General features: G+C 55.6%; 13 protein-coding genes. 10 read left to right on the top strand and 3 right to left on the bottom strand.

Annotation, left to right across the window (positions count from 1 at the left end; all coding sequences use genetic code 11):
* The first annotated feature begins 257 nt into the window (after positions 1–257).
* From ACWIZX_RS11605 to abc-f, 5 genes are all read left to right on the top strand, one after another.
* Entirely contained in the window at positions 258–2,042 is a 1,785-nt protein-coding gene (locus ACWIZX_RS11605; protein ID WP_448335884.1) for a GAF domain-containing sensor histidine kinase, read from the top strand.
* Between the two features lie 20 nt (positions 2,043–2,062).
* The gene (locus tag ACWIZX_RS11600) at positions 2,063–2,893 is read left to right on the top strand and encodes an alpha/beta fold hydrolase (protein WP_448335883.1); all 831 of its coding nucleotides are present in this window, start codon (positions 2,063–2,065) and stop codon (positions 2,891–2,893) included.
* 71 nt (positions 2,894–2,964) lie between these two features.
* Positions 2,965–3,432: an HIT family protein gene (locus tag ACWIZX_RS11595; RefSeq protein ID WP_322792139.1), complete on the top strand. Its 468-nt coding sequence runs from the start codon at positions 2,965–2,967 to the stop codon at positions 3,430–3,432.
* Between the two features lie 26 nt (positions 3,433–3,458).
* A complete protein-coding gene (locus ACWIZX_RS11590) occupies positions 3,459–3,866 on the top strand; it encodes an OsmC family protein (RefSeq protein WP_322792138.1) in 408 nt (135 codons plus the stop codon).
* Positions 3,867–4,045: 179 nt separating this feature from the next.
* Positions 4,046–5,695 carry a ribosomal protection-like ABC-F family protein gene (abc-f, locus tag ACWIZX_RS11585; RefSeq protein WP_448335882.1) on the top strand — a complete coding sequence of 550 codons (1,650 nt, stop codon included), beginning with the start codon at positions 4,046–4,048 and terminating at the stop codon, positions 5,693–5,695.
* Positions 5,696–5,877: 182 nt separating this feature from the next.
* On the opposite strand, the gene ACWIZX_RS11580 is transcribed toward abc-f, so the two are convergent.
* Positions 5,878–6,348 (bottom strand): ribonuclease toxin HepT-like protein, encoded by a 471-nt coding sequence (locus ACWIZX_RS11580; RefSeq protein ID WP_322792769.1) that lies wholly within the window; start codon positions 6,346–6,348, stop codon positions 5,878–5,880.
* Entirely contained in the window at positions 6,345–6,725 is a 381-nt protein-coding gene (locus tag ACWIZX_RS11575; protein WP_448335881.1) for a nucleotidyltransferase family protein, read from the bottom strand. The genes ACWIZX_RS11580 and ACWIZX_RS11575 overlap by 4 nt, the downstream gene beginning before the upstream one ends.
* A gap of 132 nt (positions 6,726–6,857) precedes the next feature.
* Here ACWIZX_RS11575 and ACWIZX_RS11570 point away from each other — a divergent pair, with 132 nt between their 5' ends.
* Entirely contained in the window at positions 6,858–7,373 is a 516-nt protein-coding gene (locus tag ACWIZX_RS11570; protein WP_448335880.1) for a hypothetical protein, read from the top strand.
* An 18-nt stretch (positions 7,374–7,391) separates the two neighbouring features.
* On the opposite strand, the gene ACWIZX_RS11565 is transcribed toward ACWIZX_RS11570, so the two are convergent.
* Positions 7,392–9,668: an ATP-dependent helicase gene (locus ACWIZX_RS11565; RefSeq protein WP_448335879.1), complete on the bottom strand. Its 2,277-nt coding sequence runs from the start codon at positions 9,666–9,668 to the stop codon at positions 7,392–7,394.
* A 268-nt stretch (positions 9,669–9,936) separates the two neighbouring features.
* On the opposite strand from ACWIZX_RS11565, the gene ACWIZX_RS11560 reads away from it, so the two are divergent.
* The 4 genes from ACWIZX_RS11560 to ACWIZX_RS11545 form a co-directional block, all read left to right on the top strand.
* Positions 9,937–10,086 carry a hypothetical protein gene (locus tag ACWIZX_RS11560; RefSeq protein ID WP_322792773.1) on the top strand — a complete coding sequence of 50 codons (150 nt, stop codon included), beginning with the start codon at positions 9,937–9,939 and terminating at the stop codon, positions 10,084–10,086.
* A gap of 75 nt (positions 10,087–10,161) precedes the next feature.
* Positions 10,162–10,542, top strand: a complete 381-nt coding sequence (locus ACWIZX_RS11555; protein WP_322792774.1) for a VOC family protein — start codon at positions 10,162–10,164, stop codon at positions 10,540–10,542.
* Positions 10,543–10,803: 261 nt separating this feature from the next.
* A complete protein-coding gene (locus tag ACWIZX_RS11550; protein WP_448335878.1) occupies positions 10,804–11,886 on the top strand; it encodes a response regulator transcription factor in 1,083 nt (360 codons plus the stop codon).
* Between the two features lie 19 nt (positions 11,887–11,905).
* The coding region (locus ACWIZX_RS11545) for a hypothetical protein (RefSeq protein WP_448335877.1) at positions 11,906–12,165 on the top strand (260 nt) is incomplete at its 3' end.

Below are 12,165 nucleotides of genomic sequence, written 5' to 3'. Positions count from 1 at the left end.
CTTCGGGGGGTTGGGGTGAGCGGATGGGTTGTTCTTTATTGACGTTGATAGCCTGTGGTTTGTTCATTCGTGACTTTGGGAAAGCTATGGGCAAACGGACAGGGGGTTTAGAGCGCACGGGTGGAGGTCTTCGTATTGCGCTGACAGGCTGAGGTTGCAACCTTTTGATCTTTTGAGAAATCTTTGGGAATAGCAGCCGTTCACCTTGCAATTTTATTAGTCTATTTTTGGTTACAAATCGGTTATGATTTAAGGGTATGCGCAGAGCAGAATTTCCCTACCTGCCCGATTTGCTGGTACTGGCGCTGCGCTGGTTGGTGCTGGTGGTTTTCATTACCGTACAGGCGCTGGCCGGCATGCCCTCGGTTGCATTTTTGGGGGTGGTTGCCGCAGCCGCCGGCCTGAATTTGATTTTATCCATTCTGGCGGTTGCCAACACCCGCCTGCCGGCTCACCGCCTGATCGGCGTGGCGCTGGACGTGCTCATCAGCGCGGCCTTTTTCTACACCAGCGGCGGGCTGGGAGGAGCTCTTTCCTGGGCGGGGGTGCTGGCCATCCTCAGCGGAGCGCTGTACTATGAGTGGCGCGGTGCGTTCATCAGCGCTGTGCTGGTCACCGCGCTGGAAGCTGCCATCGCGGTGAGGATGATTGGCGCAGGCAGCCTTTCGGCGTATGCCCTGCCGGGGATGATGCTGTTGGGGATTCATGGGACGACCATGCTGGTGCTGGGGCTGCTCAGCCGGCGGGTGATGCGCCTGCTGCGCCTTCGTTACCGCAGTCTGCTGGCACTGCGCGAGGAAACCGAACGCAGGGCGCAGCTCAAAGAACGGAAACGGCTGGAAATTTTCTACTCGATGGTGGAAACGTTGAGCGCCACGCTCAATTATCAGGTGGTGCTGGATAGCGCGCTCAACCTCAGCCAGAGCGCGCTGGGTGAGGAGAGTGAAACCAGCCGTTTAATCAGCGCGGTTCTCTTGTTCGAGGACGACCAGATGGTGATTGCCGAAGCGCGCGGGCTTTCACCGGCTGACCGGCGGGTAACATTCCGTGCCGAAGAGGGCGGGCTGGCGCAGGCGCTCAAAAGCGGACAGCCGCAATTGATCCCTGATCCGTCTGCCGATGCAGAATTAAAACACCTTTTGGCGCTGCGTACCTGTCAGGCGGCGCTGGTACTGCCGTTGCTGCGCGGCATGCAGATTTTTGGGGTGATGCTGTTTGCCCATCCGGAGTCGAAATTTTTTACCAGCGAACGCTGCGACCTGCTCGAAATGATCAGTCATCAGGTGGTGGTGGCCATCCAGAATGCCCGCCTGTTTGAGGAAGTGGAAAAGGAAAAGAATCGAATTTTGAGCGCACAGGAAGAAACGCGCAAAAAACTGGCGCGCGACCTGCACGACGGCCCCACACAACTGGTTTCGGGGATTGTGATGCGCGCTCAAATTGCGGCGAAAATGCTCCATTCTCAGGCGGATGAACTGCCGGGAGAATTGAAACGCATTGAAGACCTTGCCCGGCGCGCTACCCAGGAACTGCGTCACATGCTGTTTACCCTGCGGCCGCTGGCACTGGAAAGCGAAGGGCTGACCGCTGCGCTTCAGCAAATGGCGGATAAAATGAAAGAAGTCTTTCAGCAAAATGTGGCGTTGGAAATTGAGCCGCAGGCTGTGGAAGCGCTGGATCTCAACCGGCAGGGGGTGGTGTTTTATCTGGTGGAAGAAGCCGTCACCAATGCCCGCAAACATGCCCAGGCCAGCCTGATTCGCGTGCGGCTCAAGCGGCTGCCGGAAGATGCGCAGATGATCTTTCTGGAAATTGCCGACAACGGCAAAGGATTTGATTTAAATGGGGTCTTCAATTCCTATGAAAAACGGGGAAGTTTGGGTATGATTAACCTGCGCGAGCGGGCGGATATGATCAACGCCGTTCTGCGTGTCCAATCTGCACCCGGCAAGGGAACGCGTGTTCAGGTGGTCATACCCCTGGATGAAGCCGCGGTTGACCGTTTGCAGCGCGGACTGGCAAAAGTTCCTCAACCCAATTAACTCTGCACAGGAAAACTCAAATGCCCTTGACAGCCGGAATTGCCTATTCGCTGTATGAGGGGGGCAAAAGTGATCAAAAAGCCGTCATCCTGATTCACAGGGCGGGCGGCAGCCATTTGGACTGGCCGGCCGAATTTCGCCGGCTGATTGGTTACACCGTTTATGCGGTTGATCTGCCGGGACATGGGCGTTCCACGCTGCCGGGGTGTCAATCGGTTGGCGAATATGCCGACGCGCTGCTGGAATTTCTGGCGGCGTCCAACCGCTATCAGGCGGTATTTGTCGGTCATTCGTTGGGGGCAGCCGTTGCCATGCATCTGGCGCTGGAATTTCCTCAGCATGTGGCCGGTTTGGGGCTGTTTTCAGCAGCCGCCAGTTTCGATGTTCCGCCTGAACTGGTGGATTATCTGAGCAATCCTTCCTCAGCGCCGCTCGGCATTCGCCTGATCCGGGAGCGTTTGTTGATGAGTACCACCAACCCTGAACTGGCTGCCCGAACCATGAGCAGCCTGCAAAAAGTGCGCAGCAGTGTACTGTATGGCGACTGGCTTGCCTGCGCACAGTTTGATCTACGCCAGCGCGTCAGTCAGATTCAGGCGCCAGCTTATATTGCCTGCGGCAGCCTCGACCGCTTGACCCCGCCGTCGCGCTCTCGCTTTCTGGCGGAACACATGCCGTTCTCCCGGTTGGAAATTGTTCCGGCTGCGGGTCACCTGCTGCCGATGGAGCAGTCTGCCCTGCTGGCCGGACGATTGCGCGACTTCTTGAGTGATCTGCAGGCTGCCCTGTACAACCCGGCTTTGCTGATCAAGCTGCCTAAAAAGAATGTCATTCAAAATGATGAAAATTGAAAAATAACTGGAAATCTACCCGCGGGCTGTGATACAATCGGCGCATGGATCACCTCTGGTCACCGTGGCGAATGAAATACATTCAGGGCAATGAAAAAAGCAACCAGTGTGTTTTCTGCGCCGCTCCACAGCAGGAAGACGGTCATGAAAACCTGATCATTGCGCGCGGTGAGCGCGCTTTTGTTATTCTCAATCGGTTTCCCTATACCAGCGGGCACATCATGGTCGTGCCGTATGACCACCAGCCCAGTCTGCCGGATCTGGACGAAGATACGCGAGCAGAGATTATCGAAATGCTCAACCGCGGGCTGCTGGTGCTTCAAACCGTGTATAAACCGGAAGGGTTCAACGTGGGGGCGAATATCGGCAGCGTAGCCGGGGCAGGGATTGCCGAGCACTTTCACTTTCACATTGTCCCGCGCTGGGCAGGTGATACCAATTTCATGTCCACACTGGCGGGTACACGCGTCCTGCCGGAGGCATTGGAGGATAGTTTCCGCCGCATCCGCGAAGGCTGGGCGGCTTTGTTTGAAAAGTAAAATCTAACAGTTCGAGGAGTTTTTGCATGGCATCTGCATTGGTACAGTGGATTGGCGGACAGCGGTTTATCGGCATTGATTCGACCCATCACTCGGTCGTGCTTTCCACGCCGGATGAAGGAGTCGGCATGAAACCGTCTGAAATGCTGCTGGTGGCGCTTTCGGCCTGCACCGCCGTGGATGTGGTCAACATTCTGCAAAAAAAGCGGATTGAACTGACTTTTCTGGAAATTAAAGCCGAGGCGGTGCAGGACAGCGATCCGCCGTGGACTTTTCGCAAGATTCACCTGTTGTACCGCCTGGGCGGCGAGGGTTTGACCCAGCAGGCCGTTGAACAGGCCATTCACCTTTCGGAAGAGAAATACTGCTCGGTTTCCAATACCGTGCGGGGAGTTGCAGAAATTACCTACTCGTATGAAATTGTCGAAAAATAAATCCAAAAACGCGGATTGTGGTATACTACCGGCAGGTATTTGAGCAAGGAAGGTGAGATGATCAGCAGCAACCTGTAAAAGCAGAATTGTTTGTGGCAGCGCCCGGCGCGCGCAGTGTTGCGGTTTCGTCCGAAGGCTTCTGCCTTCGGATTTTTGTATTCACTTGACAGGTTGCTGAAATGCTCAGTGTTCAAAATTTAACCAAATCTTACGGAATTGAAACCATCCTGCGGGATGTAACTTTTACCCTTAACAACGGTGAGCGGTTGGGGCTGATTGGGGCCAACGGCTGCGGTAAAACCACTTTACTGCGTATTCTGGTAGGGGAAGAAAAGCCCGATAGCGGAACAATCCGCTTCATGCCAGCCACGCTCAAGGTCGGCTATTTACCACAAAGCATCCATTTCGAGCCGCACGATACTCTGCAAAGCTACCTAAGCCGCTTGCAGGGAGAAATCTCCCTGTTGACCAGTCGGCTGGCTGAAGTGGCCGGTGCGTTGATGAACCCGGAGCGTGCGGCAGAATTGCAGGCGGAATACGATATGCTGCTGCTTCAAATTGAGGCTGCCGCGCAATCGGCTGGAGAAACACCCCACGTGCTGGCGCGGCTGGGTTTGAATCACCTGCCGCCTGAGTTACCGGTAAGCGCGTTGAGCGGCGGGCAAAAGACTCGTCTGGCGCTGGCGGGAATGCTCATTCACCGTCCGCGATTGCTGCTGCTGGATGAGCCAACCAATCATCTGGATATGGAAATGCTGGAGTGGCTGGAAGCATGGCTGCTGGACTACAGCGGTGGCGCGTTGATTGTATCGCATGACCGTACCTTTCTTGACCGGGTTGCCACCAGTATTCTTGAAATAGACGCCAATTCCCACACAGCCCGCCTGTACCCGGGCAATTACACCGACTATCTGGAAGCGACGGCAGCCGAGAGGCAACGGCAGTGGCAGGCCTATCAGGATCAGCAGGCCGAGATTGCCCGTCTGCGCGCAGCGGCTTCGCAGGTTCGCTCACGGGCTCGTTTTCGTAAGGGTGGAAAAGCCGACCCTGCCAACACCGATGGATTCAGCGTTGGCTTTTTTGCCAACCGATCCAAAGAAACGGTTCAGAAAGCCAAAAATCTTGAAAAGCGCATTCAAAGGTTGTTGACCGAAGAACACATTGAAAAACCTGCCCGCAGCTGGGAGATGAAAATTGAGTTTGGCAGCCTGCCGGAAAGCGGGCGGGATGTACTGGTTTTGGAAAATCTGACTGTCGGTTATGAAAATCAGCCGTTACTGAGCGATTTGAACCTGACTCTGCGGTACGGCAGCCGAACTGCCCTGCTCGGCCCAAATGGCTGCGGAAAGACGACTCTGCTTCGCACAATCATTGGTTCAATCCCGCCCTTGAAGGGGAAAATCCGTCTGGGTAGTCAGGTGCGGGTTGGGTACATGGCGCAGGAACAGGAAACCTTACCATTGGATAAGAACGCTTTTCAGGTAATTCAGGATGCTGGCGGCTGGAACGAAACAACCACACGTGCTTTTCTTTCCCAGTTTCTGTTCAAAGGTGATGAGGTTTTCACACCGGCAGGTGTGCTTTCGTTTGGTGAACGAGCAAGGTTGATGCTGGCCAGTCTGGTGGCAGAGGGGTGCAATTTGCTGCTGTTGGACGAACCTATCAATCATCTGGATATACCGGCGCGCACCCGTTTTGAACAGGCCCTGCAGAATTACCGCGGGACGATTCTGGCGGTTGTCCATGACCGTTATTTTTTACAATCGTTTGCCACCCAATACTGGCGGGTAGCCGGGACGAATATCCGGGTGGAGGATTTGGAGATGTGAAACTATACCTTTTATAACGTTGGTTCGGGATAAGCACAAAACCCGGTGAGCAGCGAAATGAACCCCCTCCAACCTCCCCCAATATCGCTTCTGTGTTATTGGGGGAGGCGCAGGAAGGGGCAAAATTCTGAAATCGGATGCAAAAAGGATTTATCCCGCACGGACGTTTTTATAGAAAACTCTCAATCCATGCTTTCCAAAAAGTCAATAAATCGGGAAAGATCATTTTGCACGGTCTGGAAACAATTTTCCAATCCTTGAGTGAGGGTTTGAAGTCTGGCAGGGTAAAGGTTGAAGGCATAAACATTTCTGACCACATGCCGAAAACCTCTGTACTCATCCAAACATTGGCGGCTTTCGCTTGAGATTACCCCTGGCCGAATATTCGGAATAGGAGTTGCCATTTGAGTGAGGAGGTCGGCGTGCCAATCTTTTCCTGTGGGGGCGCTTTGTTCCACCGTTCGGGCAATGTCTTCAAAAATATGCTCTAATCCCGTATAGAAAGCATGAAGATTAAGCGCGACACCATCCCAATAACCGTCATCATTGGTTTGGATGGCTTTTTTCATCAATAATTGGGCGCGCTGAATGCTTTTTTCAACATCTTTCAATAAAAGCCTTATCCTTGCAGCAAGGGTAATGTAATCATTCATAAGTCCTGTCCCTCCTTGAGGATGAGCGCTTGAAAATCGGGAGAGATGTCCTCAAAGCGCACTAAATCCACAGAAAACTTTGGATTTAGAGATTGCAGGATGCCCACCGTACGGTAATAATCCTCTTCCGCCAATCCCCACACTGCAAGGTCAATGTCCGATTTGAGGTGAAACAACGAAGGATGAACCAGTGACCCAAACAAAATCACGCGTGTTACCCCGAATTGTGTTCTGAGTAACTCAGCAGCGGATGCCGCAACTTGCCGTGCTTCTTCCATCAATTCTCTTAATTTGGTTTGTCTTTCTGCTTTGCGTTCATGGTAGAAGCGGCGGTATTCTTCTAACTGGTCCGATTTCGGGTTTGCAGAAGGGATCATTTTTCTTCTCATCCTTTATCTTATTGTAGCATGAGCCATCAAAGATGGGGCGGCCGGCCTGCTTTGACGGCTCATGGATGAGGATCCTCTGGTAAAATCAGGACAAATTCAGTCAGATTATGAATAACCGCCATGGAGTTCCTGATTCATCCTTCCCTGCTGGAACGTTTGACCGCTGAACCGGTTACCCGCCTGTTTGTGAGCTACGAAGCCGTGCAGCCGCTGGATGAAAGCCGTGTTCAACCGTTGAAGCGGTTGTTCGGCCTGCCGGGGGTGCTGCCGGTGGTGATCGGCGCGCCGCCGTTGGACGAACTGCGCACCGCCCTGCCGCTGGATGGCGTTCTGTACGCCGGCCTGAACGGTGCGGTCTTTCATGAACCGGAGGAAGTCCCCGACCGCCTGGCTCGCCATCTGCGTCTCTCCGATTCAAGGCCGCCGGCATTACGCCGGGCGCTGACCGGCTGGGTGGTGGCGAATCGTTCTCCCTCGGATTGCTTCGTGATTTATATCGGTTGCGGTGAATCCGACCGGGCGGCCATGCAGCTTGTCCAGGCCTTGAACGGCTGGGCCGTGTTCGTGAGCGGTGACTGTTTACCACTTACCAGCGAGCCTGTCTGGCAGAAGGCGCCGCTCCCTGCAACGTCCTGATTGTACAGAAGGGGCGGATTAGGATTTGGGCAGCAATTCCAGATTTGCCAGCGATGCTACCAGCCGCTTGAAGCCCACGCTTTCAAAATAAACGTCCACGGTTTCATCCCCATCTTGAATGCGGCTTTCCATGACAATGCCCTCCCCCCAGACCGGATGACGCACGCGGTCGGTGGCATGAAAGCGCGGCTCGATCAGCGCAGCCGAGGAGGTACTATGCTGTGCCGCCAGAATGCGCGTGCGCAAGGCGCGCGATTCGGGGCTTTCCCAGCGTTCTGTTTGCCGGCGCTGCCCCTGCCGCTGGATGAGTGATTCGGGCAGGTCTTCCAGAAAGCGGGAAGGTTCCTGTATTTCCGGGCTGCCGTACTGGCTGCGTTGATGGGCGCGTATCAGATAGACGCGGTCTTTGGCGCGGGTGATGCCGACATACAACAACCGCCGTTCTTCGGCCATTTCTTCCGGGTCGTCTTTGGAGCGGGCATGCGGCAGCAAGCCTTCATCCAGCCCGATGATGAACACAAAGCGAAATTCCAATCCCTTGGCAGCGTGCAGAGTCAGCAGGGTGGCAGCGTTGCCGGCTTCCTCCGGCAGCGTATCCTGATCGGAAACCAGCGCCAGATTTTCCAGAAAGGCGGTCAGGCCGCCTTCACTGAACTCGTATGCCAGCCGGCGCAGTTCCTGCACATTGTCCCAGCGGTCTTTGCCCTCTTCGCTGCCGTCGTCAATGTATTCCTGATAGGCCGTATCCAGTAAGATGCGGTCGAATAAACCGGGCAGACTCAACCCTTCGGCGACCGCGCGCCGCCAGCCGGCCAGCAGGCTGCCAAAATCGGCCAACGGTAGAATGCTGCGCCCGCTGAAGCGTCCCCAATGAGCGGATTGCTCACCCTTCTCTCCCAATTCGATCAATAACTGCCCTGCGGTCATGTTTGCCTGCCGGGCGGTCAGCTGCAGGGCGACCATCGTCTTTTCTCCCACCCCGCGCGGCGGGATGTTAATGACCCGCGCCAGCGAAACTTCGTCATCCGGGTTATGCACCAGCCGCAGGAAACAGATCAGGTCTTTGACCTCGCGCCGGCCGTAGAACCGCAGCGCCCCCACCAGCCGGTAGGGCAGCCCGGCGCGCAGGAAGGCCTCTTCCAGCAGGCGCGACTGGGCATTGGTGCGATACATGACGGCAAAATCGCTGCCGCGGGCTTTGCCGCTGGTAATCCATTGCTGAATCGTGTCCACCACAAAGGCGGCTTCGGCGTGTTCGTCAACCGCTTCGTACAGCACCAGCCGCTCGCCGCTGCCCCGTTCGGAGAATAGGTGCTTGCGGGTGCGGTGTTTGTTGCGGTCAATCACGGCGCGGGCTGCATCCAGCACCGTTTGGGTGGAGCGGTAATTCTGCTCCAGCAAAATCTTCTGGCAGGCGGGGTAGTCCTGTTCAAAACGCAGCACGTTGCGGTAATCGGCACCGCGCCAGCGGTAGATGGATTGATCCTCGTCTCCCACCACAAACAAATTGCCGTGAACCGAAGCCAGCAGTTTGAGCAGTTCGTACTGCACCAGATTGGTATCCTGAAATTCATCCACCAGAATATGCTCAAAGCGGCGCGCGTAGCGCTCACGGACTTGCGGGTTGTCCACCAGCAGGCGCACGGTTTCGAGCAGCAAGTCATCAAAATCTACCGCATTCGAATCGCGCAGCAGGGATTGATAGCGTTCGTAAATCCGTTTGGTGATTTCATCGCGATAGGACTGGGTGGGAAAATCGGCGGGGGTGATCAGGTTGTTCTTGGCGGTGGAGATGGCCGCGTGGATGCTGGTGGGGCGGTACAGTTTTTCGTCAAGGTTGAGTTCACGGATGGCGCGTTTGACCAGCGCTTGCTGGTCGTCGCTGTCCATGATGACAAAATTGTTGTCAAACGAGAGGTACTGCGCCTCCCGCCGCAAAATGCGGGCACAATTGGCGTGAAAGGTGCCCAGCCAGACGCCTTCACCCGCATCCCCCAGCAGCGATTGCAGGCGGTGCTGCATCTCACGAGCGGCTTTGTTGGTAAAGGTGACGGCGAGGATGTTGTGCGGACGAATCCCCATCGCTTCGATGAGGTAGGCAATCCGCTGGGTGAGCACGCGGGTCTTGCCGGAGCCCGGCCCGGCCAGCACCAGTACCTGCCCAAGCGGAGCAGTCACAGCCGCGCGTTGTTGAGCGTTCAAGTGGTCGAGGTCTATCATTGCAGGGCGATTGTACCACAAGCCGCTGAATTGCTTGTGGTTTTCGCCCCGGCGGGGTAATGGCGGTTTTCTCAAGATAACGTCCTGTTGAGCGGGCGCGGCAATCTACCGCACGGCGGTTGTGTGGACAGAAGGGGAGACTCCCGCCAGCACTGGTGAGTGTCACTTCGTTCGGAGTGACACTAAATTTTTGATTGCGTTGCTGTGTTTGGAACGACAGTACTTGAAAAGGTGAAAAAAAATAAGATTTATCGCCAAGACCCAAAGACGCAAAGGGTTCTTTTTCAATGCTCTGCGTCTTTGCGCCATTGGGTTAATTTTCGAACCTTCTGCAGTCCATTCAGTGCTGGATTTGCCGGCAGACCTGACCCAGAACACAAAAGGCGCAATCACCCTGGACGAAGATGAAGTGACAGGCGGAGTACGCGCTGGCAGCGCTGACGGCTTGAAATGGGATTTTCCTGAACTGTGGATAAAATGGATTGATTTTTGAGATTATTTCGTTTATAATGATAGAAATTCTGTTCTTGATCGCTGGTTCTCTTAACCTGTCCGGGAGAATAATAAAATGACTTCATCCGCCTTGTTTTCACGAATTGATACCGTCATTGTGCGGGTTAGAAACCTGAAACAGTCCAAAGCGTGGTTTCAGGAAGTGCTGGGGTTAGCGGTAGCCCATGAGGACACGCAGGAAAATCTGGTGGTGTTTGGTTTGGAAAGCGGCTGCAGCCTGACCGTCTGGCAGCTCAAAGAGGGTGAAGAAGTGGAAGATGCCCGCCGGTTTCAGCGTTCGTACCCCATTTTTTACAGCGATGACATCCAGACCGTACATCAAAAACTGGTTGAAGGCGGTGTAAAAGTGACCTCCATTCAAGGAGAAGCAGGAGACGTGCGCTGGTTTCAGTTTTTTGACCCGGACGGCAACACATTCGAGGTTTGTCAATATTAAACATGAGTTCGGGTTAAGTACAAAACCTGGTAAGTAATGCAACCAACCCCCTCCTGGCCTCCCCAAAAACCGCCTCAGGCGGTTTTGGGGGAGGTGTTTAACAGATGCAAACCCCTCAAAAAGATGGGAAAAAATTTATACCGAACCGATTTTAATTTCAATTGCCCGGCGCTTAAGGATTTGTAAGGCAGACGGCTTGGTTTGCGGGCGTTTTTTCCGGTATACTGGATGTATCTTGCTCATCTCGTGCAGGAGGCTGCCATGAAACGCATCCTGATTGTGGAAGATGCCCTCGACCTGGGCCGTATGCTGCGACTGGCTTTGGAAACACTGGATCGGACGCTGTCGGTGCGGGTGATTCAATCGGCCGAAGAGGCGCTGCTGGAATTGAGCGGCACCCCGCCGGTTTCGCTGATTATCAGCGATATTCGCCTGCCGGGCATGTCCGGCTTTGATTTGTTGAAAAAGGTGCGCCTGCGCAGCCCGGAAACCCGCATCATGCTGATTACCGGCCTGTCCGATGAAACTGTCATCCGTCAGGCGGCTGAGGCCAAAGTGGACCGTTTCATGCGCAAACCCATCGAAATGAGCGAATTTTTACGCACTGCCGCTGAACTGCTGGAATTGCCCTTGCCGGAGGAGCAGCCCGCCAAAAGCCGCAGCGAAGGCGAACCGCTGCCCCAGCCCCGCGAGGACTTGCCCGGTCTGCTGACCCGCCTGCGCCGTGAGTTGGGGGCGGCTCAGGTGCTGCTGTGTGACGACCGCGGGCGGGTGGTGGCCCAGGCCGGCGAGGTGGCCGATGTGGATTTTGAACAGCACTGGGCAGCGCCGGTCATGGCTGCGCTCGGTGCAGCAGTCAGGGCCAGCCGGCTGGTGCGCACCGATTTACCGCAAGCGGCTCTGGCGCTGCGCGGGCTGGAGCGCAGTTTGATCCTTGCCCCGGTCGGCAGTTACGGTTTGGTTGCCGTTCAACAAGCGGATGCCAGCGGGCTGCGTACCGCTCTGGCGTTTGAGGCGCTGCTGCAGGCGCAAACCGATCTGGCGGCAATTTTACAGGCCATGGGGGCGGATTTTTACCCGCTGGCAGAAATCCCCCCCGCTGCGCCGCCGCTTCAGCCGGCCGCCATGGCACAGGTAGAAGAAGTGCTCGGCGGCGAAGAGCCGCTGGCAGAACTGGAAGCGCAGTTGCAGCGCACGGCTGCCAGCCTTGACCCCAGCGAAGTTGAATCGTTTTGGGAGAGCGCCGCCGGGCAGCAGATAGCGGAAGCGGTCAACCCGGATGCGCTCAGTTACGAACAGGCGCGCCAGTTGGGGCTGGCGCCTGAAGATGACAACCCCGATTAATTCCAATTACAGGTGATTCATGCAAAATATTTACCGGTTGAAACAGGCGCGCCGCTGGCTGATGGCGGTGCTGAGCGGCCTTCTGCTGGTTGCGCTGCTCACCGTTGGCGGATCGGCACTGGCACAGGATTTACCGCCTACCGGCGCTGCGGCAGCGGTGCAAAGCGAAGTGTTGCAAACCCTGCAGGAGGAAGGCAGCGCCGATTTTATTCTGGTGATGGCCGAGCAGGCCGATTTGAGCGCGGCTTACCAGATGGATTGGGAGACGCGCGGCTGGTA

Source organism: Bellilinea sp., assembly GCF_053501535.1.
This window is presented reverse-complemented; position numbering and strand designations above follow the sequence as displayed.